Consider the following 20,870-nt stretch of genomic DNA (forward strand, 5'->3'; position numbering starts at 1 on the left):
TCACCCGCGACTACCGTTGCGCGGGTGACCCGGTTCGGCCTGACGCGCCTCGACGTCGCGCTCGCCACCCTGTGCGCGGGGGCGATGCTGGTCGAGCTGTGGGTCGGACCCAAGGCCGAGCCGAGCGTGCTCGCCGTGGTGACCATCCTCGCCGCCTCCCTGCCCGTCCTGGTACGACGGCGCTGGCCGGTCGCCACGTTCTTCGCGGTCCTCGCGCTGCTGTTCCCGGTGATGGAGACCTGCAGCGTCTACAACACGATCCCCACCCCGGCCGTGATCTGCGCCTTCACCCTGGCCGACCAGCGCGGCCGTCGTACGGCGGCGCTGGTCGCGGCCCTCGCGCTGCCCCTCACGCTCGTGATCCTGCAGATTTACAGCCCGCACGTGCTGCTCAGCTGGCCGACGGCGAGCTACCTCGCGGCGGTCGGGCTGCCGTTCGCGCTCGGTGTCGCCAACCACGAGCGCCGCGCCTACACCGCGGCGCTGGTCGAGAAGGCCGGCTCGGCGGAGCGGCTGCGGATCGCCCGCGACGTCCACGACGTCGTCGCCCACGCCATGGTCAGCATCAACGTCCAGGCGGGGGTCGGGGCGCACCTGATCGACCGCGACCCGGCCCAGGCGCACGCCGCGCTACGGGCGATCAAGCAGGTCAGCGGCGACGCGCTGACCGACCTGCGCGCGGTCCTCGGCGTCCTGCGCGACGCCGAGGCCGGCGCCGACGCCGTCGCGCTGCCCGTGCAGCGGCTCGCCGACCTCGCCGACCTGGAGGGGACCGGCCTCCGGCTGAGCGTCGACATCGACGAGGCGGCCCGGGCGCTCCCGGCCTCGGTCGACGCGACCGGCTTCCGGATCGTCCAGGAGGCGCTGACCAACACCCTCAAGCACTCCGGGACGACGTCCGCGCGGGTGCGGGTCACCCGCCAGGGGGACCACGTGGTCATCGAGGTCGTCGACGACGGCGGCAGCGCCCCGGCGCCGCTGCGGGCCACGGGCACCGGCGCCGGCGTGGCGGGCATGCGCGACCGCGCCCTCGCGGTCGGCGGCTCGCTCGAGGCCGGGCCGCGCCCCGAGGGCGGCTGGCGGGTCGCGGCCACGCTCCCCGTCGAGGTGTCGGTGTGATCCGGGTGCTGCTGGTCGACGACCAGGCGCTGGTGCGCGCCGGCTTCCGCGCGCTCCTCGACTCCGACCCCGACCTGCAGGTCGTCGGCGAGGCCGCCGACGGCGAGGAGGCGGTCCGGCTGGCGACGGAGACGGCCCCCGACGTGGTGCTGATGGACGTCCAGATGCCCCGCGTCGACGGGCTCGCGGCCACCGCGCGGATCACCGGCACCCCGGCGCTGGCCGCGACCAAGGTGGTCGTGCTGACCACCTTCGAGCTCGACGAGTACGTCTTCGGCGCCCTCCGCGCCGGCGCCTCCGGCTTCCTGCTCAAGGACATCGAGCCGCAGGCGCTCCTCGACGCCGTACGCCTGGTCCACGACGGCCAGGCGCTGCTGGCCCCGCAGGTCACCCGCCGCCTCATCGAGGCGTACGTCGCCGCGCCCGCGACGCCGGTCCCCGCCCCTCCGGTCGCGCTCCCCGACCTGACGCCGCGCGAGCGCGAGATCCTCGCCCTGGTCGGCCGCGGCATGTCCAACCACGAGATCGCCGCGCACCTGGTCCTGTCCCCGCTGACGGCCAAGACCCACGTGTCCCGGATCCTCACCAAGCTGGGCGCCCGCGACCGCGCTCAGCTGGTCGTCACCGCCTACGAGGCCGGCCTCGTGAGCGCCGGATCGTGAGCCGCCCGGACGTCCCGGCCGCCTGGGTACGACGCATCGCCGCCGTCCTCGAGGCGCTGCCCGAGTGCGAGCGGGTCGAGGCCTGGGTCGGCGTGCAGTGGCAGGTGGCGTCGAAGAGCGTCGCGCACGCGTTCGGCGGCGAGGACGGGCTGGTCCGGATCACCTTCCGCGCCGAGCCCGACGAGGTGATGGCCTTCCAGCACCTCGGGGCGCCGTACTTCCGGGCCGGCTACGGCCGCGACGTCGTGGGCCTGGTGCTCGACGACGGCACCGACTGGGACGAGCTGGCCGAGCTGCTGACCGACGCCTACTGCCTGCGCGCGCCCGAGCGGCTCGCGACCCTCGTCCCGCGGCCTCCCTCACCCGGTTCGGGTGGCCCGCCCTGAGCGGAGACGGGCCACGATCGCGCCCATGGACTCGTTCTGGGACTTCTTCTGGTTCACCGTGTCGTTCTTTCTGCTGATGGCCTACCTGGTGGTGCTCTTCCAGGTGATCACCGACCTCTTCCGGGACCGCGACACCAGCGGCCTGGTCAAGGCCGTCTGGGTCTTCTTCCTCGTCGTCCTCCCGCTGCTCACCTCGCTGGTCTACCTGGTCGCCCGCGGCCGGGGGATGGCGGAGCGCAGCGCGGCCGCCGCCCGCCGGGCGCAGGACGCCACCGAGGACTACATCCGCTCCGTCTCGGCCGGCTCGACGTCGCCGGCCGACGAGATCGCCCGGGCCAAGGCGCTGCTGGACGAGCGGGTGATCGACCAGCGCGAGTTCGAGGGCCTCAAGGCCCGGGCGCTGGCGGGGTAGCGGGCTCGATCCGGATCCACCCGGTCCAGCCCCGTTCGGCCAGGAGCTCCCGCAGCCGCTCGACCATCGGGTGCGAGGCGTCCGCCCAGGCGTCGAGCAGGTCCACGACCGTGTCGTCCGACATGGCCGCGACGTCGCCGGTCCCTCCCCCGGCGACGTACTCGGCCATCTGCTGGGCCATCAGGTCGGCCAGCTCGACCAGCCGGTCCTCGTCCAGGCCGTGCTCGATCAGCTCGCCGAGGATCCGGTAGAGGCGCACCGTGCGCGGGTCGTCGAGCTGGGCGTTCTTGTCCGCCATGAAGGAGCCCATCTGCTCGGGCCACCGCGCAGCGATGACGATCCAGGCGTCGCGCTCGCCCGCCACCATCGCCTCGGGTACGCCGAGGGACCGCAGCCGGTCGAGGTAGGCGACGACCGCGGGCGGCAGCGCGAGGCTGTCGCCCGCGGCCAGCCGGGCGATCCGCCGGCGGTGCTCCTGCAGCTCGCGCACCTGGGCCCGCAGCCGCCGGTCGAGGTCGGCCACCGCCGCCGCGAACTCCTCCTCGCCGGCCTCGAGCAGGTCCTGCACCCGAGCCAGCGGCACCCCGGCCTCGGCCAGCGTGCGGATCCGGACCAGGCGTACGACGTCCGGCGCCGTGTAGGTGCGGTAGCCGGAGGCGTCCCGCTCGGGCTCGGGCAGCAGCCCGACCTGGTGGTAGTGCCGCACGGCGCGGATGGTCACCCCGGAGTACGCCACCAGCTGGCCGATCGTCAGCACGCGCTCAGCCTGCCCGAGCCGCCGTGAAGAGGCGACGCGCCCCGGCGTACGACGCCACCGTGATCAGCACGCACCAGCTCACCGCCCACCCGGCCGCGTCGCCCGGGGACGTCCCGGCCAGGCAGGCGCGGAGAGTGTCGATCATCGGGGTGAACGGCTGGTTCTCGGCGACCCAGGCCAGGCCGGCGGGCATGGTGTCGGTCGGGACGAAGCCGCTGGAGAGGAACGGGAGCAGCACCAGGAACATCGGGGTGTTGCTCGCCGTCTCGACGCTGCCCGCGGCCAGGCCGAGCAGCAGGCAGAGCCAGGTGAACGCGACCGTCATCAGCAGGAGCAGGCCGAGCGCGCCCAGCCAGCCGCCGGGCCCGGCGTCCGGCCGGTAGCCGAGCAGCAGCGCGACGCCCAGCACCACGACCAGTGCGACCGCGGTCTGCACGAGCGCGCCGAGCACGTGACCGGTCAGCACCGACGCCTTCGCGATCGGCAGGGTGCGGAACCGGTCGATGATCCCCTCGGTGGCGTCCTTCGCGATGTGGATGGCGGTGCTGAGCGCCACCGAGGCCACCGTCATCACCAGGATCGCCGGCGAGATGTAGTCGAGGTAGTCGGCGCGTCCGTCGCCGCCCGGGAGTCCGGCGCCCATGGTGCCGCCGAAGACGTAGACGAAGAGCAGCAGCAGGAGCACCGGCTGCGCGATCAGCATGATCGTCAGCGACGGGTAGCGGCGCAGGTGCTTGAGCTGACGGCCCAGCATGGTGGCCGAGTCGCGGGCCGCGAGGGTCATCGTGCTCATCGGGCCGCCTCCTGGTCCGGCTCCGGCGTGACGCCGTGCCCGGTCAGGGCGAGGAACACGTCGTCGAGCGTGTCGCCGCCGGCCCGGGCCTTCAGCTCCGCCGGCGCGCCCTCGGCGACCATCCGGCCGCCGTCGAGCAGCCCGACGGTGTCGGCGAGCTGGTCGGCCTCCTCGAGGTACTGGGTCGTCAACAGGACCGTCACCCCGCCGGCCACCAGCTCACGCACGATCCGCCACAGGTCGCGGCGGCTGCGCGGGTCCAGCCCGGTGGTCGGCTCGTCGAGGAAGATGACCCGCGGCCGGGCCACCAGCGTCATGGCCAGGTCGAGGCGCCGCTTCATCCCCCGGAGTACGTCGCCGCCCGCCGGTCGGCCGCCTCGGTCAGGTCGAAGCGGGCCAGCAGCCCGTCGACCCGCGCGGCCCGATCGGAGCGGGGCAGGTGGGCCAGGTCGGCCATCAGGCGCAGGTTCTCGCGGCCGGTCAGCAGCTCGTCGATCGCGGAGAACTGGCCGGTCAGCCCGATCGAGCGGCGGATCCCGTCGGGCTCGCGGCGGACGTCGTACCCGGCGACGCGGGCGGTGCCCGCGTCGGCGGTGGTGAGCGTGGACAGGATGCGGACCAGGGTGGTCTTGCCGGCGCCGTTGGGCCCGAGCAGGGCGTAGACGGTGCCGGTCGGCACGGTGAGGTCGAGGCCCGTCAGGACGGCGTGGTCGTCGTACGACCTGGCGATCCCGGCGACCTCGATCGCGGGGGTGGAAGGGGTCATGCGAGCAGCGTGCGGGGTTGACGCTGCGTCAGGGTCAAGCCCCTTCCCGCCCCGTGCTTGCTACTCGAGCACCTGCGGCGCTGCGTCCTCGATCTCGTCCACCCAGTCCTCGGTGAACTCCGACCCCTGTCGCTGGGCCTCGCGGTCCTTCGCCTTGCCGGACCGGCCACCGGCCCCGGCGCCGGACGCGGCACCGGCCCGTGAACCGGCCTTGCCCGCACCCGCGGCGGCACCGGCGCGTCGTCCGCCCGCCTTGCCCGCTCCGCCGGCGGTACGCGCGCCGCCTGCCTGCCCGGTCCCGGCGGCCGGTCCCCGGCCGAGCGCGCCGCTGGTCCCGGCCCGACCGCCCGCGCCGATCTGCCGGGCACTCCCGGCACCGGCCGACCGGCCGGTCGGGCTGCCGGCACTGCCGGTCGGGACCGCCGTCGGTCCGCCGCGCAGCCCACCGGCGGCGAGAGCACCGGCGCCGATGCCGGCGGCACCGGCCGCGGCACCCGCACCGAGCCCGCCGGCCGACGCGGCCGGCGTCGGGCTGCCGAGCGCACCCGGACCGCCCGCGCCCGGTCCGGGCGTGACGGGGGTGTCCCCGGGGCCGAGAGCGCCTCCGCCACCGCCGCCGCCAGGAGGCACGGGTGTCGTGGGAGTCGTGGGAGTCGTCGGGGTCGTGGGGTTGGGCGGCTCGGTCTCCTCCGGGACGGGCACCTCGGTCGATCCGTCCCCGCCGCCGCCCGAGCCGTTCCCGCCTCCGCCTCCGCCCCCGCCTCCGCCGACGTGGACAGGCGGAGTCGACCCTCCGCCGACCGGCATCCGTCCACCGGGGCCGGGCTGCTTCTCGTCTCGCGGGGGCGGCGGGATCTCGGTGTCGGGGACGCCGTGGATCTTCTTCATCGTCTCGGCGGACGCGTCGTAGGTCAGGTCGAGCTGGTCCGCGGCCTTGCGGAAGGCCTCCTCGCGGTCGGCCACCGCACGCTCATACGCCTTCTGGTCGGCGCGGTCCTTGGCCTCGGCGCGCAGCGCCTCCTCGGATCCCGGGTCGGGGTGCGGCTTGGTCACCGGCGCCTTCGGGGCATCGGACTCGCCCTTCCGCACGGCCTCGGCCGCGTAGACCGCCATCGCCGCGTTCGCGAGGGCCGTGCCCCCGTCGGTGAGGTGTTGGGCGCGCTTGCGCATCCCAGCGGCGCTCTCGTCGAAGGCCTTGTGCATGGCCTCGGCCGTCAGGTGTCCGAGCTCTCCGGGCTCCACGGGCATCCGGGCGTTGGCCAGGTCGTCGGCGATGTTGTTGAGCAGGGCGGCGCAGTCCGCCCACTCCTTGGCGTCGGCGTCGATGAGCTCGGGCTTCGCGCCACTGAGCGCCTGCTGGAGTCGGAGCTCCTGGGGTCCGGCCATCAGGAGTCTCCCTCGTCGTCGGAACCGGCGAGGTCCTCGGGGGACGGAGCCGCGCAGGTCGTGGGCTGCTGGTTGCGGAAGTCGGTGCCGCCGGCGCAGTCGAGGGCGGCATCCGTGCGCTGCTGGATGCGCGTGGTGTCCACCTGTGCGGTGTCGTCGGCGTCGACGACGAAGCGGCCGAAGTCGCGCACCCCGAGGTGGAAGTTCTGCAGTCCCGCGACCATCTCGTTGAGAGCCTCGACGACGTGCTGGTGGGCGGTCGAGGCGTGGTGGTCGAGATTGGCACCAGCGCCGGAGCCGCCGAACTTGCCGGCGGAGGCGTTCACGGGCTGCTGGCGGCTGAGCTTGGTCGAGTCGACCTCCAGCATCCGTTCGATCTTCGCGAGCAGCGCCTCGTCGACGCCGACTCCGCGCAGGATGTCCACAGCAGCGAGCATGGCGGTGCCTCCTCATCGAGCCCCGGGATGGTGACCTTCGGCTGTCCAACGCGGGCGAACGGGACGGGTCACGGCTGACGTGTCTGGAGATTCCCGGGACGGTGTGCGACCAAACCTGCGCGGGTATGCCTCCTCCATCGGATGTGAGACGACCCACTCGGGAGAGCGAGAGCTGCGTGAATCGACGACCTGGACCACTGCCTGCGGGGCGCCCTCGCCGCGCGCTCCGTACGACCGCCGGGTCGGTGCTCGTCGTACCGCTGCTGCTGGCTGGCTGCAGCGACAGCAGCTCGAGCCCCGAGGCTGACCCGACCGCCAGCTCGTCGGCCCCCGCACCTCCCACGACCTCACCTGACGAGTCGGCGAGTACGACGCCGTCCACCTCGCCGACCCCGCCTCCGTCGACGGCACCGCCGGTGGACCCGAGCCGGCTGATGGTGGAGGAGGACGTCACCTTCACCTTCCCGGAGGGCTGGACGGTCGAGGAGAGCAACGTGTCCGCCGACATCTCCTCGGCGACCGACGGGACCACCGGGAGCCGGGTGTCGCTCAGCGACTCCCCCGACAGCGCCGCCCCCACGCTCGACCAGGCCGCGGAGAACGCCCTGAAGGCCTACGACGACCCGGCCCTCAAGCGCGTGGAGAACGTCACGATGGGCGGCGGCGCCGAGGCCTATCAGATCCGCGGCAAGCGGGGGATGGCCGACTTCTGGGAGTTCGGCACCATCCACAACGGAGCTCGCGTCTACCTCGGCTTCACCCTCGCGCCGATGCTGTCGGCCCGGGAGAAGCGGGAGCTGATCGACTCAGTCCTCGCGTCCGCGCAGTGGGCGGCCTGACAGACGAGCCGCCGCTGACTGTCGAGATGCAGTGGAGACTGCCCGGTCGTAGGCGCCGGAGACTGCACGATCTGGCTTGTCTGGCCGGCGCGCGACGAGGTCGGATCGCGACAGCTCCCGGCAGACCGAAACTGCGTCAGTGGTTCCCACTAGCGTGATGCCATGCCCGTTGCCCTCATCACCGGAGCTGCCCGCGTCAACAGCATCGCCGCAGGGGTTGCCCTGCGCCTACGAGCAGACGGGTGGGATGTCGCGACCAGCGACCTCGTTGCTGGTGACTATCCCTGCGACCTTGCCGACGCCCAGAGCACGAGCGCCTTGGTGAGGACCGTGGCGAAGGACCGAGGCCCGATCGAGGCCTTGATCCTCAGTCACGCTCACGGCGTCGAGAGCGGCATTCTCGATACGACGGCTGAGAGCCTCGACCTCCACCTCGCCGTCAACGTGAGGGCGAGCATGTTGCTCATCGCCGAGTTTGCGCGGCAGGTGCCCTCGACGGGTGGAGCCATCGTCGCGATGACGAGTGACCACGCGACCGGCAACCTTCCGTACGGCGCATCGAAGGGGGCCCTCGACAGGATCGTCATATCGGCGGCACGGGAGCTCGGCCCGAGCGGCGTATCCGCCAACGTGGTCAACCCCGGGCCCATCGACACCGGGTGGATGGACGACGAGACGAGGAATTCGGTCGCGGAGTACACACCCTTGGGGCGCCTGGGCACCCCCCGAGACATTGGGGGTGTCGTGTCGTTCCTGGTCTCGCAGGAAGGGCGCTGGGTGTCGGGCCAGCTGCTACAAACCGACGGGGCGTATTCGGCGCGCTACTGACCCGGCAGGACCGCAACTGGTCAAGATAGGTCCTGTGCGATGGGACGGGCGGGCGAAGGTGGAGTCGCTCAGTCATGTATTCATGCATCGAGTGGAACGAAACGTTCGCTACATCTCGACAGCCGCGCCGCTTAGTGCGCCATGTCGACGAACCGCGAGTAGTGGCCCTGGAAGGCGACGGTGATGTCGCGGGTGGGGCCGTTGCGGTGCTTGGCGACGATCAGGTCGGCCTCGCCGGGGCGGGTCGACTCCTTCTCGTAGACGTCGTCGCGGTGGAGCAGGATGACCATGTCGGCGTCCTGCTCGATGGAGCCGGACTCACGCAGGTCGCTGACCATCGGCCGCTTGTCGGCGCGCTGCTCGGGACCACGGTTGAGCTGGGAGAGCGCGATGACCGGGACCTCTAGCTCCTTGGCCAGCAGCTTGATCTGGCGGGAGAACTCCGAGACCTCGAGCTGGCGGGACTCGACCTTCTTGCCCGACGACATGAGCTGGAGGTAGTCGATCACGATCAGCCGGAGGTCGTGGCGCTGCTTGAGGCGACGCGCCTTGGCCCGGATCTCCATCATCGTCATGTTGGGTGAGTCGTCGATGAACATCGGGGCCGACGAGACCTCGCCCATCTTGCGGGCCAGCTTCACCCAGTCGTCGTCGGTCATGTTGCCGTTGCGGATGTGGTTGAGCGGCACCTTGGCCTCGGCCGAGAGCAGTCGCATGGTGATCTCGGCGCGCGTCATCTCGAGGCTGAAGAAGCAGCTGGCCAGGTTGTTGTGGATCGAGGCGGCGCGGCAGAAGTCGAGGGCCAGGGTCGACTTGCCCATGGCAGGACGCGCCGCGACGATGATCATCTGGCCGGAGTGGAGACCGTTCGTGAGCTCGTCGAAGTCGGCGAAGCCGGTCGGGACGCCGTAGATGCCGGACTCACGGTTGCTGATCGCCTCGATCTCGTCGAGGACGCCGGTCATGATCTCGCTCAGCGGCGCGTAGTCCTCGCCGGTGCGCTTGTCGGCGACCTTGTAGACCTCGGCCTGGGCCTGGTCGACGACGTCGTCGACCTGACCCTCGCCGGCGTAGCCGATCTGGACGATCTTGGTGCCGGCGTCGACCAGCCGGCGCAGGATCGCCTTCTCGCGCACGATCTCGGCGTAGTAACCGGCGTTGGCCGCGATCGGGACGTTCGCCGAGAGCGTGTGGAGGTACGACGCACCGCCGATGCGCTGGAGCTCGCCGCGACGCTGGAGCTCGGCAGCGACGGTGACCATGTCGACCGGCTCGCCCCGCCCGTAGAGGTCGATGATGCCGTCGTAGATGGTCTCGTGGGACGGGCGGTAGAAGTCGGTCCCGCGGATGTTCTCGGTGACGTCGGCGATGGCGTCCTTGGAGATGAGCATCGCGCCGAGCACCGACTGCTCGGCGGCCATGTCCTGGGGCGGGGTGCGGTCGCCCGGCGAGGTCGGCCGCTCGCCCGGGGCGTACGAGACGGGGCCGTCGCCCCAGTCCTCGAACGACGGCTCCGGGAACTCTCGGCCGGACTGCTCGGTGACGCTCAACGTGCCCTCCCACGATCGTGCCCGGATCGACCTCGGATGATGGTGCCGAGGGTAGGGACGACCACCGACAGCGGCCGCCGCGGGCGACGGCGACCGGGGGACCGTACGACGTTCGCCTGGCCCGGCGACACCACCTTGTCCACAGGGCCTGGGGATAACTCGGTCGGGGGCGTGGACGACACGCACGGAGATGTGCACAGGATGGGGAGGACGCTGTGGACGACACGCCGCGCGACGCCGCCATCACCGCTCTGACCTGCGCAAACACGCTCCCCTGCGTGTGGAGGAAGAAATTCCCCTCGGGGCCTCGTTCACCTGACCGACATCTGGACGTAGCCCGTCGCCATGTCGACAAAGCGCCCGGCCCGACACTCCGTCCACAGGGTGATGTGGGTTATCCACCGCCGTCGATGACTAGTCATGTCGGGGCCAGAAGCCTTCGGTGGTCCTTACATGACTAGGCTCTCCTGGGTGCGGCGCGCTCACGACCGGGAGATCCTGCGGCTCGCCGTACCCGCGTTCCTGGCGCTGGTCGCCGAACCGCTCTTCCTGCTCTCCGACGCCGCGATCGTCGGCCACCTCGGCACCCCCGAGCTCGCCGGACTCGGCGTCGCCGCCGTCGTCCTGCAGACCGTGGTCGGACTGTGCGTCTTCCTGGCCTACGGCACCACGGCCGGCGTCGCCCGCCGGCTCGGGGCCGGGGACCGGCGCGGGGCGCTCGCCCAGGGGGTCGACGGCCTCTGGCTCGCCGTGGTCATCGGCGCCGTCGCGACCGTCGTCGGCATCGCCGCCAGCGGACCGGTCGTCGCGGCCTTCGGCCCGTCGCCGGTGGTGGCGGACCACGCGACGACGTACCTGCGCATCGCCTTCCTCGGGACCGTCCCGCTGCTGATCATGCTCGCCGCGACCGGGGTGCTCCGGGGCCTCCAGGACACTCGCACCCCACTGGTCGTCGCCGTCGGCGGCAACGCGCTCAACATCGTGCTCAACCTGCTGCTCGTGTACGGCGCGGGCCCGGTGGCCGGCCTCGGACTGCCCGGATCGGCCATCGGCTCGGTGCTCGCCCAGGTCGCGAGCGCGGCCGCGCTGCTGGTCGTCGTGGTCCGCGGGGCCCGACGCGAAGGGGCCTCGCTGCGGCCGCACGCCGCCGGCATCCGGGCCGCCGGACGGGCCGGGGTGCCGCTCGTCGTCCGCACCCTCACCCTGAGGGCCGCGCTGCTGGTCACGACGTACGCCGTCACCCTCGGGGCGGTCGACGCCACCGACTCGTCGGTCGACCTCGCCACCCACCAGTTGGCGCTCACCTTGTGGACCTTCCTGGCCTTCGTGCTCGACGCGATCGCCATCGCCGCCCAGGCGATCACCGGCCGGCTGCTCGGCGCCGGCGACGCGACCGGGACCCGGGAGGTCACCCGGCGGATGGTGCAGTGGGGCGTCGGCAGCGGGGTGGTGAGCGGGGTGCTGCTCGCCGCGGGCAGCCCGCTACTCGGCCATCTCTTCACCGGCGACCCGGCGGTGCGCGACGCGCTGGTGCCCGTGCTGGTGGTCGCCGCGCTCGCCCAGCCGATCGCCGGCGTGGTCTTCGTCCTCGACGGCGTGCTCATCGGTGCCGGCGACGGGCGCTACCTGGCTCGGGGCGGGGTGGTCACGCTGGTCGTCTACGCGCCGGTCGTGCTCCTGGTCGCGGGCCTCGCCGGTGGCGGGCTGGTCGCCGTCTGGCTCTGCTTCGCCTTCCTCTTCATGGGCGCGCGCCTGGTGGTCCTGCTGCACCGCGCCCGCGGTGACGCCTGGCTGGTCACCGGTCCAGACCGGTCGAGGCTCTGAGCACTCCGCCGTAGCCGATCGGGTTCGGAACCCGTTGGGACGGGAAGTGAGATCGGGGTCACATCCGAGGAGGAACCACGTGAGCCATCGGCGACGCCGCACCATCGTCCTCGCACTGCTGCTGGGCGGCTCCGTGCTGCCGCTGGCCACCGCCCCGCCGGCTCAGGCCGCACAGGGATGCCTGCACGACGTCCCCGTGGTCCCGATCCTCACGCCCGCCGGGTGCGACGACACCACCCCGCCCGTGACCGAGCTGGGGACGACCGCGCCGCGGATCACCGCGAGCGGATGGATCAACAAGCGGACCCTGCGCGTCGGCTACACGGGCCGGCACAGCGACGCCGACCCCGACCCGATCGCGTTCCAGTGCTCCCTGGGCACCGACCCCGCTGTGCCCACCGACCAGGAGTGGTACGACTGCCCGGAGGACCGGGTCTTCCGCCGGATCACACCGAGCACGACGCCGTACGTCCTGTGGATCCGGGCCGTCGACAGCGCCGACCTCTCGGTCCGCTGGTCCGACGGAAACCTTCTCTCGTCGAACGACGAGCCGGTCGACGACGTCGACCCCACGCCAGTCCGGCTGACCTTCCGGATCGACAACGTCGCGCCGGACACCCGGGTCGCCGGGCTGCCCCGGGACCCGTTCCGTCCGGACCTGCCCATGGTCGGCACCGCCCGCCCGCGCCTGCGGCTGAGCGCGACCGAGGCGGCGACCTTCCAGTGCACGGTCAACGGCGTCGACGTGCCCTGCACCGGCGGTACGACGACGCTGCCGGCCCTCCGACCAGGCGACCAGGTGCTGCAGGTGGCGGCCGTCGACCGGGCCGGCAACGTCGACCCTTCGCCCGCCACGGTGCGGTTCGCCGTACCGGCCAACCTCGCGCCGCGCGGTCGAACCCCCGGCTGGAAGCAGGTACGGCGCCGCGGCTACCTGGGCGGCGACTACCTGCGGTCGAGCCGTCCGGACGCCCGCATGGTGCTGCGCGTCGGTCGGTTCCGCGAGCTCCGGCTGCTCGCCACCACCGGTCCGCGCGCGGGGGTCGTGGAGGTCAGGCTCGGCCGGCGCTGGCAGCGGGTCGACCTGCGCCGCACGACCACGACCGTCCACGACCAGGTGCGGGTGCGCGACCACCGCGCCGCTCCGCTCCCGGGCCGGGTCGAGATCCGGGTCGTGCGCGGGCGGGTCCAGCTCGACGGGATCCTGGCGCATTGAGAACGAGCAAGGGCCCGTCCCTCCACGAGGAGGAACGGGCCCTGCTGGGTGCTGCTGGGTCGGCCTGGATCAGGCCGGGATGACGTTGAGGGCCACCGTGGCGGACACCTCGTCGGTCAGCTTGACCGAGACCTCGTGCGCACCGAGCGCCTTGATCGGGTTGCCGAGGACGATCGTGCGCTTGTCGACCTGCTCGCCGGAGGCGTCCGTGAGGGCGCCGGCGATCTCGGAGACCGTGACGGCGCCGAAGAGGCGGCCGCCCTGGCCCGAGCGAACCTTGACCGAGACCGGCTGAGCCTCGAGCTTGGCCTTGATCTCGGCAGCGTGATCGTGGTCGCGCACCGCGCGGCTCGCCCGGGCGGCCTTGATCGACTCGACGGTCTTCTCGGCACCCCGGGTCCACCGGATCGCCACACCGCGCGGGACGAGGTAGTTGCGGCCGTAGCCGTCCTTCACCTCGACGACGTCGCCGGGGCCACCGAGACCGGTGACCTCCTGGGTCAGGATGATCTTCATGTCTCCGTCCCCTCTCAGCGACCGGTGGAGGTGTAGGGCAGCAGCGCGACCTCGCGGGCGTTCTTGACCGCGATGGCGACGTCCCGCTGGTGCTGGACGCAGTTGCCGGTCACGCGACGCGCACGGATCTTGCCGCGGTCGGAGATGAACTTGCGAAGCAGGGTGGTGTCCTTGTAGTCGACACCGCCCGCCTTCTCCTTGCAGAACTGGCAAACCTTCTTCTTCGGCTTGCGAATCACTGCCTTGGCCATTGTGGTGCTTCCTTTCTAGAAGCCCGGCTCGCGCCGGAATGGTTGAGGGTGTTCGGATTGAGTGCTGATCAGATGCGAGATGAGGGTCTCGATACGCCCGTCACGACTTCGCTCCGCTCAGCCGTGGGGCTACTCGACCTTCCCGCCTGGGTCTTCCGCTTCGCAGGCTCAGCGGAAGGGCGTTAAAACGGCGGCTCTTCCGAGCCGACGCCGGGGGCGCCCCACGGGTCGTTGGCGGGAGCACCGCCACCGCCGCCGGAGCCGCCACCCTGAGGAGCCGGGGTGGCCCAGGGGTCGTTGCCGCCGGACTGCTGGGGGCGGGACTGACCGCCCCCACCGCCGCCGTACCCGCCGCCACCGCCGCCGCCCGAGCGCGAGGCCCGGGTGACCTTGGCCGTGGCGAAGGCGAGAGCGGGACCGACCTCGTCGACCTCGAGCTCCACGACGGTGCGCTTCTCACCCTCGCGGGTCTCGTAGGACCGCTGCTTCAGCCGGCCCTGGACGATGACGCGCATCCCCCGCTGGAGCGACTCGGCGACGTTCTCCGCCGCCTGCCGCCAGACCGAGCAGGAGAGGAACAGCGCGTCGCCGTCCTTCCACTCGTTGGTCTGCCGGTCGAAGGTGCGCGGCGTCGAGGCGATCCGGAAGTTCGCCACTGCCGCACCCGAGGGGGTGAAGCGCAGCTCCGGGTCGTCGACGAGGTTGCCCACCACCGTGATGACGGTCTCGCCTGCCATGAGGTCTCCTCAGCTTCTTGTCTGATCGTGTCCGGTCGTCGTCGCGCCCATCGTGGTGCAGGGCGCCGACAGCCGGAAGGGGTCGTCCACAGGCGATGCCTGCCGACTGCTCAGTGAGCGTCGGGGCGGATGACCTTGGTGCGCAGGATCGACTCGTTGAGCGTGAGCTGGCGGTCGAACTCCTTGACCGTGGCCGGCTCGGCGTTCAGCGTGATGATCGCGTAGATGCCCTCGGCGTTCTTCTTGACCTCGTAGGCCAGCCGGCGGCGACCCCACACGTCGACGGACTCGACCGAGCCGCCGTCCTTGCGGATCACGTTGAGGTACTTGTCGAGCGACGGCTCGATGGTCCGCTCCTCGAGGCTCGGGTCGAGGATGACCATGACTTCGTAAGCGCGCAAAGCGCGTCCTCCTTTGGACTCAGCGGCCACGGTCTCTCCGTGGCAGGAGGGGGTTCGTTCCCCGTCACGACCGAGGTCGTGACGGGAGTCGCGCGGCGACCTGGTCCCGTCGGTGGGCAGGGCGCAGCGGACAGCACAGGCTAGCAGCGGCGTCGTACCGCCTCCCAATCCTGTGGAGAGAGGTCCGCACCCGTCGGCGGCCGCACCTAGCGTCGGGGTCGTGACCCGCACCCGCAGCCCGGCCCTGGTCGGTCGCTACCGCCTCGCCGACCCCGTCGGCGTAGGTGGTTCGGGCACGGTCTGGCGGGCCTGGGACCTGCGGTCCGAGCGGTGGGTCGCGGCCAAGCTCCTGCGGCGGTACGACGAGGAGCTGCTGCTGCGGTTCGTGCGCGAGCAGGCCGTCCGGATCCGTCACCCCCACGTGCTCGCTCCTCGCGGCTGGGCGGCCGAGGACGACGTCGCCGTGATCGTCAGCGACCTGGTGCGCGGCGGCTCGGTGAGCGACCTCCGGAGGGCCGCCGGGCCGCTGCCGGAAGGGTTCGTGGTCGCCCTGCTCGACCAAGCGCTGCAGGCCCTGGTCGCCGTGCACGCCGGCGACGTCGTGCACGGCGACGTCAAGCCGGCCAACCTGCTGCTCGAACCCACCGGGTCGGGTCGACCGCACCTCCGGCTGGCCGACTTCGGGGTCGCGACCGGCCGCGACGACCGGGTGGTCTTCACCAGGGCGGGTCCGGTGGGCACGGCCGGCTACCTGGCGCCGGACCAGGAGTCGGGCGCGCCCCCGGAGCCGGCGCAGGACCTCTACGCGCTCGGGATCACCGGCCGCCGGCTGCTGGCCGGACCCGCCCCGGTCGCGACCCTGCTCGACTCCCTCACCCGGCCGGAGGCCCGGTTGCGCCCGAGCGCGTCGGACGCGCTCGACCGGCTCCGGTCGCTGCCGGTCCGCCGGGGTCCGGCCTGGCCCGCGGTCCGCGACCGGCTGGGCCCCGACCCCGTCGTACGACGGGCCTGGCTGCGGTGAGCGTGTTTCACGTGCAACCGGATCAGGGGCGCCGTACGTCCACGCCGGCGGCCCGGAGCTCGGCCACCCCGCGCTCCGGGGCGGCGGCGTCGGTGAGCACCGCGGTCACGTCGGCGAGCGGGACCACCTCGAAGGGGGACGCGGCGCCGATCTTCTCGCCGCTGCCGAGCACGTAGGTCTCCGCTGCCCGGCCGACCCAGGCCCGCTTGACGGCGGCCTCGTCGGCGTCCCCGGTGGTCAGCCCGGCCGTCGGGTGGATGCCGGTGACACCCAGGAAGAAGGCGTCGACGGACACCCGGCCGATCGCCTCGTGGGCGGCAGCGCCCGCGGCCACCACCGAGTGCTTGAACAGCCGCCCGCCCACGATGATCACCTCGACCGTCGGGTGGGTCGCCAGCTCCACGGCGACCGTCGGGCTGTGCGTGACGACCGTCGCCCGGAGGTCGGGCGGCAGCCGGCGGGCCAGCTCGCGCGCCGTCGTACCGCCGTCGATGGCGACGGTCTGGCCCGGGCGCACGAGGGACGCGGCCAGCTGCGCCACCTCGGACTTCGCGTCGGTGGCGATCGCGGTGCGGGCGGTGAAGTCGGCGACGGCCGGCGAGGCCGGGAGGGCTCCGCCATGCACGCGGTGCAGCAGCCCGTCGGCGGCCAGCTCGCGCAGGTCGCGGCGGACGGTGTCCTCGGAGAGGTCCCAGGCCGCGGCCAGTTCCTTGGCGACGACGCGACCGTCGGCACGGAGGAGGTCGAGGATCCGGTCCTTGCGCTGGGCGGCGAGCACGGGGCCACTCTAGACCGTCTGCACGAAAGTGCTTGAGTCTGCACGTTTCTGCACGTTAATGTCGCGGCATGACGAAACCTCTGATGATCCTGATCGCCGGCCCCTACCGCTCCGGCACCGGCGACGACCCCACCCTCCTCGCCGCCAACCTCCGCGCCCTCGAGTCCGCGGCCTGGCCGGTCTTCCGCGCCGGCCACGTGCCGATGATCGGCGAATGGGTCGCCCTCCCCGTGCTGAGCAGCGCCGGGGCCGACGGGCTGGCCGATCCGCTGGCCGAGCAGGTCATGTACCCGACCGCCCACCGCCTCCTCCAGCACTGCGACGGCGTGCTCCGGCTCCCCGGTGCCTCCACCGGCGCCGACCAGGACGTCGCCATCGCGCGCGAGCGCGGGATCCCGGTCTGGCACGCGGTCGAGGAGATCCCGGGGTACGTCGCGGCCTGAGCGCCGGCTGTCGGCGGGCCTTCCTACGATGGCCCCATGACCCAGCTCGCCATCGGTGCCCACGTCGACCAGACCGACCCGATCGCCGAGGCCCGGGCGCGCAACGCGCCGCTGGTGCAGTTCTTCCTCGGCGACCCCCAGGGCTACCAAGGCCCCGAGTTCGCGTACGCCGGGGGCGCCGAGGGCCTGAAGGCGGACGCCGAGGCGGCGGGCATCGACCTCTACGTGCACGCGCCGTACATCGTGAACGTGGCGACGACCAACAACCGGATCCGGATCCCCAGCCGCAAGCTGCTCCAGCAGCACGTCGACGCCGCGGCATCGATCGGGGCGAAGGGGCTGATCGTGCACGGTGGCCACGTCAACAAGGCCGACGACCCTGCGAAGGGGTTCGACAACTGGCGCAAGGCGATCGAGGCGACCGACCTCAAGCTGCCGCTGCTGATCGAGAACACCGCCGGCGGCGACCACGCGATGACGCGCTACCTCGATCGCATCGAGGGTGTCTGGGCGGCGATCTCCGGCACCGAGCAGGCCGACCTCGTCGGGTTCTGCCTCGACACCTGCCACGCCCACGCCGGCGGCAACGCGCTGGAGACCGTGGTCGAGGACGTCCGGCGGATCACCGGTCGCATCGATCTCGTGCACTGCAACGACAGCCGCGACGAGTTCGACTCGGGCGCCGACCGGCACGCCAACTTCGGCGCCGGCAAGATCGATCCCGACCTGCTGGCCAGCGTGGTGCGCGACGCCGGGGCTCCGGTGGTCTGCGAGACCCCCGGACCGGCCGACGCGCACGTCGCCGACTTCGCCTGGCTGCGCGAGCGCCTCTGACCTCGAGTCGAGCGACGCCTGCGGGCCGGCCACCCCCGTGAGCGGCCGACCCGCACGACCCGTCCCGTGGGGGGTCGGTCCGGTGTCAGGACACCGTGACGGTGAGGCACCGGACCTCGGACGAGTCCGGCCGGCCGCTGCGCTGGCGGACCAGCCGCAACGTGCTGCCGACCGGCCCCAGCGCGGGCTGCTCCGGACCGAAGACGAGGAACGCGAAGTCGTGCCCGTTCTCCTCGATCGGCACCAGGTGCGCCGGCCGGTCCAGGACCTGCCACCGGCTGTCCCCGAGGTGTCGCCGGAAGCTCACGCGCACGCAGCTGCCGACACCCGCGTCGATCACCTGCCCCGACGCGGGGTCCTCGAGGACGTGACGGCTGATCCGCTGCTGCACTCCGACCGACACGACTGCCTCCTCGCACTGGGTTGTCGAGGGTGAGGAGCAGTGTCCGTGCGCGCTGATACGTCGAAGCGGGAAGGCGATCAGCCGAAGCAGACCAACGGCACGGGGGCGGTGCCGGTCGAGACGGCCGGCACCGCCGCGGCCAGGGCCGTGGCCGGGTCCACGCCGGCCGCGAGCTGCTGGTGCACGGCGACCAGCACGTCGTACGCCGCGGCGTCGTTGACCGCGGCCGCCGACGCGATCACGCAGCGGGCACCGGCGTGCAGCCAGGCCGCCGACATGCCGATCAGCTCCTCGCCCCAGCGCACGGTCGAGCGGCCGACCTCGCAGGCCGACAGCAGGACGACGTCGGGGACCGAGCGGAGCCGGTCGACGTCGTACCCGAACCAGGAGCCGTCGGCGAGCAGCAGACCGGAGAAGAGCGGGTTCTCGGCGGAGTGCCGCCCGTGGGCCGCCACGTGCAGGACGTCGACCTGCTCGGCCAGCTCGGAGACGGCGTCGGCCGTGGCCTCGGTGCCGACCAGCACCCGGGCGTCACGCCACTCCTTGGCCGCGGCGTTGACCTCGTCCTCCGCGCGCACCACCCGCGGGCCGGCGACGAAGCCGGCGGTCGCGGTGCGCAGCGGCGTCGTACGGCGCGCCAGCCAGGACGTGGCCGACTGCGCGACCGTGACCGGGCGGCCGACGTACCCGGGCAGCAGGGTCCACGGCACCCCGGCCAGCACGCCCGACGGTGTCAGCACCACCCGCCGGTCGCCGACCGCGTCGAGGACCGGGGCCACGAGGAGGCGAGCGAGCTCATCGAGACGTACGGCGAGCGCGCCCCGGACCGCGCCCGCCATCGGCTCCGGCAGGTCGGCAGCAGCGACGTCGAGGTCGGGCAGCAGGCCGCCGAGCAGGGCGTCGAGGTCGGCGCGACCGCCGAGGTCGACCCAGGTGGCGGCGTCGGGCGTGACGACCAGCGCCACGATCGCGTCCGCGGTGACGACGTAGGCAACCAGCGCCGAGTCCGCGTCGAGGGCCTCGCGCAACGCGTCGAGCGTGACCGGGTCGGCCACCTCGCCGGACCCGCGGTGCTGCCAGGCCCGCTCGCGGACGCGCTGGCGCAGCTCGGCCTCGCGCGCCGCCGACGGACCGCCTCGCAGCTCGGCCAGGTCGGCGGCCAGCTCGGGATCCTCGGGCGCCCGTACCGGCTGCACCCGGCTGGCCAGCATCCGCGCGCGCTCCGACCACTCCAGCAGTACGGCGGGCCGCCGCGACTCCACGGCCAGCGCCAGCCCGCGCACCCCCAGCCGGACCCCCGCCCCGGCCACCCCGGTCTGCAGGTCGAGCGAGCCGAAGGAGCTCTGCCACGCGTGCAGATCGGCCAGGCCGGCGCGGAGGTGGCCCAGGGCACGGGCACTGCGCCCGGCCACCTCGTCGATCGTCGCCGCCGTCTCCGCGTGCACGAGGCGGACCGCGAGTGGGGCCTCCCGTCGACGGGGCGTGCGGCGGATGCGCTCGCGCGCCTCGACGAGATCACCTCTCGCCGCCGCGACGGCAGCGGCGTGGAGACCGACGACGACGGCGTCCCAGCGGGCGCCGTCCTCGGCGAGTGCCGCGGCGAGCTCGTCCGCGTCCGTCAGCCAGCGGGTCCGCGTCGTTCCTGACCGTCGCTCGGCCGCCAGCCGCACCGCCTCCGCGCGGCGGGCCATCGCCGGCGCGCCGGCGTCACGGAACCGCCGTGCCGAGGACCGGGCCAGCCTGCCCGCCTCGTCCGGTCCGGCGGCGACCAACGCGCGGGCCAGGGAGAGCTCGGCCTCGCCCTGACGGCGCCGAAGCCGCCGCGAGCCGTACGCCCGCGCCGCCGCCTCCAACGCCCGACGTCCCTCTCCCACGAGCCCGGCGGCGAGGAGCGCCTCGGCCCGGTCCTGCTGGCCCACCGCCTCGCTGACGGGACTCAGCGGAGCCAGCACCGGCGCCGCCGCGTCCATCAGGCCCAGCGCGGTGACGAGGTCACCGGCCAGGAAGCGGCAGTAGCCCAGGTTGTGCTGGGCCATCGCCGCCTCGGTCGGCATCCCGGCCCGGAGCAGGTGGGGGGTGGCCGCAGCGAAGTCGCGCTCGGCCGCCGGCAGGTCCTCGTGGCGCAGGTGCACGCCACCCCTGTTGAGGTGGATGCGCCCCAGCAGGTCGTCCTCGTCGTCCAGCAGCTCGCCGGCCGTGTTGAAGTCGGCGAGCGCCTCCTGCGTCCGACCGGCCAGCATGAGGAGCATGCCGCGCTGGCTGAGAACGGACGCCCGCGTCACCTGCGGCAGGCTCGACCGGTCCAGGACCGCGCCACACCGCTCGAGAGCGGCCTCGCTGTCCCCGGTCTCCGCCTCCAGGTGCGCCAGGCTCGACTCCACCTCGGCCGAGAGACGTGGATCGTCACCGACCCGGGTGAGGGCCAGCCGCAGCAGTCGCCGCGCCGTGGCGTAGCGACCCGCGTTCGTCGCGACGACACCCCGCTGGTGGAGCTCCCCGGCAGACAGCACT

At 73.0% G+C, this 20,870-nt stretch carries 25 protein-coding genes; 11 read left to right on the forward strand and 14 right to left on the reverse strand.

The window, feature by feature from the left end; translation table 11 throughout:
- Positions 1 to 24: 24 nt before the first annotated feature.
- The 4 genes from BLT76_RS04610 to BLT76_RS04625 are packed head-to-tail and all read left to right on the forward strand — an operon-like array spanning position 25 to position 2,579.
- Entirely contained in the window at positions 25 to 1,119 is a 1,095-nt protein-coding gene (locus BLT76_RS04610) for a sensor histidine kinase (protein WP_244509258.1), read from the forward strand.
- Complete coding sequence (locus BLT76_RS04615; RefSeq protein WP_090851401.1) at positions 1,116 to 1,781, forward strand: response regulator transcription factor; 666 nt, start codon at positions 1,116 to 1,118, stop codon at positions 1,779 to 1,781. Before BLT76_RS04610 ends, BLT76_RS04615 begins: the two co-directional genes overlap by 4 nt.
- A complete protein-coding gene (locus BLT76_RS04620; protein WP_244509259.1) occupies positions 1,778 to 2,167 on the forward strand; it encodes an MmcQ/YjbR family DNA-binding protein in 390 nt (129 codons plus the stop codon). Before BLT76_RS04615 ends, BLT76_RS04620 begins: the two co-directional genes overlap by 4 nt.
- A gap of 25 nt (positions 2,168 to 2,192) precedes the next feature.
- On the forward strand, positions 2,193 to 2,579 hold the full coding sequence (locus BLT76_RS04625) for a PLDc N-terminal domain-containing protein (RefSeq protein ID WP_090851407.1): 387 nt from the start codon (positions 2,193 to 2,195) through the stop codon (positions 2,577 to 2,579).
- Here BLT76_RS04625 and BLT76_RS26530 read toward each other — a convergent pair.
- From BLT76_RS26530 to BLT76_RS04650, 6 genes are read right to left on the reverse strand one after another with little or no spacing between them, the layout of a single operon-like run.
- Positions 2,554 to 3,336 carry a MerR family transcriptional regulator gene (locus BLT76_RS26530; RefSeq protein WP_090851410.1) on the reverse strand — a complete coding sequence of 261 codons (783 nt, stop codon included), beginning with the start codon at positions 3,334 to 3,336 and terminating at the stop codon, positions 2,554 to 2,556. The two genes, BLT76_RS04625 and BLT76_RS26530, sit on opposite strands and share 26 nt — an antisense overlap.
- Positions 3,337 to 3,340: 4 nt before the next feature.
- The gene (locus BLT76_RS04635; protein ID WP_090851413.1) at positions 3,341 to 4,129 is read right to left on the reverse strand and encodes an ABC transporter permease; all 789 of its coding nucleotides are present in this window, start codon (positions 4,127 to 4,129) and stop codon (positions 3,341 to 3,343) included.
- Positions 4,126 to 4,470: an AAA family ATPase gene (locus BLT76_RS26660; protein ID WP_306457655.1), complete on the reverse strand. Its 345-nt coding sequence runs from the start codon at positions 4,468 to 4,470 to the stop codon at positions 4,126 to 4,128. The genes BLT76_RS04635 and BLT76_RS26660 overlap by 4 nt, the downstream gene beginning before the upstream one ends.
- Entirely contained in the window at positions 4,467 to 4,895 is a 429-nt protein-coding gene (locus BLT76_RS26665) for an ATP-binding cassette domain-containing protein (protein ID WP_306457654.1), read from the reverse strand. Before BLT76_RS26665 ends, BLT76_RS26660 begins: the two co-directional genes overlap by 4 nt.
- Before the next feature lie 60 nt (positions 4,896 to 4,955).
- Positions 4,956 to 6,281 (reverse strand): hypothetical protein, encoded by a 1,326-nt coding sequence (locus BLT76_RS04645; protein WP_090851416.1) that lies wholly within the window; start codon positions 6,279 to 6,281, stop codon positions 4,956 to 4,958.
- Complete coding sequence (locus tag BLT76_RS04650) at positions 6,281 to 6,718, reverse strand: hypothetical protein (RefSeq protein ID WP_139175412.1); 438 nt, start codon at positions 6,716 to 6,718, stop codon at positions 6,281 to 6,283. The genes BLT76_RS04645 and BLT76_RS04650 overlap by 1 nt, the downstream gene beginning before the upstream one ends.
- Before the next feature lie 416 nt (positions 6,719 to 7,134).
- Between BLT76_RS04650 and BLT76_RS04655 the strand changes: the two genes are divergently transcribed.
- Positions 7,135 to 7,557, forward strand: coding sequence for a hypothetical protein (locus tag BLT76_RS04655; RefSeq protein ID WP_090851422.1), 423 nt, complete (start codon positions 7,135 to 7,137; stop codon positions 7,555 to 7,557).
- 162 nt (positions 7,558 to 7,719) lie between these two features.
- Positions 7,720 to 8,385 carry an SDR family oxidoreductase gene (locus BLT76_RS04660; protein WP_090851425.1) on the forward strand — a complete coding sequence of 222 codons (666 nt, stop codon included), beginning with the start codon at positions 7,720 to 7,722 and terminating at the stop codon, positions 8,383 to 8,385.
- Between the two features lie 131 nt (positions 8,386 to 8,516).
- Here the strand turns inward: BLT76_RS04660 and dnaB are convergent, their stop codons facing one another.
- Entirely contained in the window at positions 8,517 to 9,806 is a 1,290-nt protein-coding gene (gene dnaB / locus BLT76_RS04665; protein ID WP_244509276.1) for a replicative DNA helicase, read from the reverse strand.
- A gap of 582 nt (positions 9,807 to 10,388) precedes the next feature.
- Between dnaB and BLT76_RS04670 the strand changes: the two genes are divergently transcribed.
- Positions 10,389 to 11,759, forward strand: coding sequence for an MATE family efflux transporter (locus BLT76_RS04670; protein WP_090851431.1), 1,371 nt, complete (start codon positions 10,389 to 10,391; stop codon positions 11,757 to 11,759).
- A gap of 79 nt (positions 11,760 to 11,838) precedes the next feature.
- Positions 11,839 to 12,975, forward strand: a complete 1,137-nt coding sequence (locus tag BLT76_RS04675; RefSeq protein WP_090851434.1) for a hypothetical protein — start codon at positions 11,839 to 11,841, stop codon at positions 12,973 to 12,975.
- Positions 12,976 to 13,044: 69 nt separating this feature from the next.
- Here BLT76_RS04675 and rplI read toward each other — a convergent pair whose 3' ends face one another.
- From rplI to rpsF, 4 genes are all read right to left on the reverse strand, one after another.
- On the reverse strand, positions 13,045 to 13,491 hold the full coding sequence (gene rplI, locus BLT76_RS04680) for a 50S ribosomal protein L9 (protein WP_090851437.1): 447 nt from the start codon (positions 13,489 to 13,491) through the stop codon (positions 13,045 to 13,047).
- A gap of 14 nt (positions 13,492 to 13,505) precedes the next feature.
- Positions 13,506 to 13,742 carry a 30S ribosomal protein S18 gene (gene rpsR / locus BLT76_RS04685; RefSeq protein WP_090851440.1) on the reverse strand — a complete coding sequence of 79 codons (237 nt, stop codon included), beginning with the start codon at positions 13,740 to 13,742 and terminating at the stop codon, positions 13,506 to 13,508.
- A gap of 182 nt (positions 13,743 to 13,924) precedes the next feature.
- Complete coding sequence (locus BLT76_RS04690; RefSeq protein ID WP_090851443.1) at positions 13,925 to 14,479, reverse strand: single-stranded DNA-binding protein; 555 nt, start codon at positions 14,477 to 14,479, stop codon at positions 13,925 to 13,927.
- A 110-nt stretch (positions 14,480 to 14,589) separates the two neighbouring features.
- Complete coding sequence (gene rpsF, locus BLT76_RS04695; RefSeq protein ID WP_090851446.1) at positions 14,590 to 14,880, reverse strand: 30S ribosomal protein S6; 291 nt, start codon at positions 14,878 to 14,880, stop codon at positions 14,590 to 14,592.
- Positions 14,881 to 15,100: 220 nt separating this feature from the next.
- On the opposite strand from rpsF, the gene BLT76_RS04700 reads away from it, so the two are divergent.
- Complete coding sequence (locus tag BLT76_RS04700; RefSeq protein ID WP_170866933.1) at positions 15,101 to 15,901, forward strand: serine/threonine-protein kinase; 801 nt, start codon at positions 15,101 to 15,103, stop codon at positions 15,899 to 15,901.
- Positions 15,902 to 15,923: 22 nt separating this feature from the next.
- Here the strand turns inward: BLT76_RS04700 and BLT76_RS04705 are convergent, their stop codons facing one another.
- On the reverse strand, positions 15,924 to 16,679 hold the full coding sequence (locus BLT76_RS04705) for a DeoR/GlpR family DNA-binding transcription regulator (protein ID WP_090851453.1): 756 nt from the start codon (positions 16,677 to 16,679) through the stop codon (positions 15,924 to 15,926).
- Positions 16,680 to 16,747: 68 nt separating this feature from the next.
- Between BLT76_RS04705 and BLT76_RS04710 the strand changes: the two genes are divergently transcribed.
- Together BLT76_RS04710 and BLT76_RS04715 are read left to right on the forward strand one after the other, a co-directional pair.
- Positions 16,748 to 17,122 carry a DUF4406 domain-containing protein gene (locus tag BLT76_RS04710; protein WP_211752722.1) on the forward strand — a complete coding sequence of 125 codons (375 nt, stop codon included), beginning with the start codon at positions 16,748 to 16,750 and terminating at the stop codon, positions 17,120 to 17,122.
- Positions 17,123 to 17,158: 36 nt separating this feature from the next.
- Positions 17,159 to 17,956: a deoxyribonuclease IV gene (locus BLT76_RS04715; protein WP_090851459.1), complete on the forward strand. Its 798-nt coding sequence runs from the start codon at positions 17,159 to 17,161 to the stop codon at positions 17,954 to 17,956.
- Between the two features lie 85 nt (positions 17,957 to 18,041).
- On the opposite strand, the gene BLT76_RS04720 is transcribed toward BLT76_RS04715, so the two are convergent.
- Together BLT76_RS04720 and BLT76_RS04725 are read right to left on the reverse strand one after the other, a co-directional pair.
- Positions 18,042 to 18,359 carry a hypothetical protein gene (locus tag BLT76_RS04720; RefSeq protein WP_090851463.1) on the reverse strand — a complete coding sequence of 106 codons (318 nt, stop codon included), beginning with the start codon at positions 18,357 to 18,359 and terminating at the stop codon, positions 18,042 to 18,044.
- A gap of 77 nt (positions 18,360 to 18,436) precedes the next feature.
- Positions 18,437 to 20,869 (reverse strand): CHAT domain-containing protein, encoded by a 2,433-nt coding sequence (locus tag BLT76_RS04725; RefSeq protein WP_090851467.1) that lies wholly within the window; start codon positions 20,867 to 20,869, stop codon positions 18,437 to 18,439.
- Position 20,870: the final 1 nt, after the last annotated feature.

Source organism: Nocardioides lianchengensis, assembly GCF_900101465.1.
Classification (GTDB): Bacteria; Actinomycetota; Actinomycetes; order Propionibacteriales; family Nocardioidaceae; genus Nocardioides; species Nocardioides lianchengensis.

Excerpts from the sequence above, each read along its gene's own strand:
- BLT76_RS04635 (WP_090851413.1), bottom strand. The coding sequence starts at position 4,129 with ATGAGCACGATGACCCTCGCGGCCCGCGACTCGGCCACCATGCTGGGC.
- BLT76_RS04650 (WP_139175412.1), bottom strand. The coding sequence starts at position 6,718 with ATGCTCGCTGCTGTGGACATCCTGCGCGGAGTCGGCGTCGACGAGGCG.
- BLT76_RS26665 (WP_306457654.1), bottom strand. The coding sequence starts at position 4,895 with ATGACCCCTTCCACCCCCGCGATCGAGGTCGCCGGGATCGCCAGGTCG.
- BLT76_RS04690 (WP_090851443.1), bottom strand. The coding sequence starts at position 14,479 with ATGGCAGGCGAGACCGTCATCACGGTGGTGGGCAACCTCGTCGACGAC.
- rpsR (WP_090851440.1), bottom strand. The coding sequence starts at position 13,742 with ATGGCCAAGGCAGTGATTCGCAAGCCGAAGAAGAAGGTTTGCCAGTTC.
- BLT76_RS04625 (WP_090851407.1), top strand. The coding sequence starts at position 2,193 with ATGGACTCGTTCTGGGACTTCTTCTGGTTCACCGTGTCGTTCTTTCTG.
- dnaB (WP_244509276.1), bottom strand. The coding sequence starts at position 9,806 with ATGGCCGCCGAGCAGTCGGTGCTCGGCGCGATGCTCATCTCCAAGGAC.
- BLT76_RS04715 (WP_090851459.1), top strand. The coding sequence starts at position 17,159 with ATGACCCAGCTCGCCATCGGTGCCCACGTCGACCAGACCGACCCGATC.
- BLT76_RS04645 (WP_090851416.1), bottom strand. The coding sequence starts at position 6,281 with ATGGCCGGACCCCAGGAGCTCCGACTCCAGCAGGCGCTCAGTGGCGCG.
- BLT76_RS04670 (WP_090851431.1), top strand. The coding sequence starts at position 10,389 with ATGACTAGGCTCTCCTGGGTGCGGCGCGCTCACGACCGGGAGATCCTG.
- rplI (WP_090851437.1), bottom strand. The coding sequence starts at position 13,491 with ATGAAGATCATCCTGACCCAGGAGGTCACCGGTCTCGGTGGCCCCGGC.
- BLT76_RS26660 (WP_306457655.1), bottom strand. The coding sequence starts at position 4,470 with ATGAAGCGGCGCCTCGACCTGGCCATGACGCTGGTGGCCCGGCCGCGG.
- BLT76_RS04710 (WP_211752722.1), top strand. The coding sequence starts at position 16,748 with ATGACGAAACCTCTGATGATCCTGATCGCCGGCCCCTACCGCTCCGGC.
- BLT76_RS04660 (WP_090851425.1), top strand. The coding sequence starts at position 7,720 with ATGCCCGTTGCCCTCATCACCGGAGCTGCCCGCGTCAACAGCATCGCC.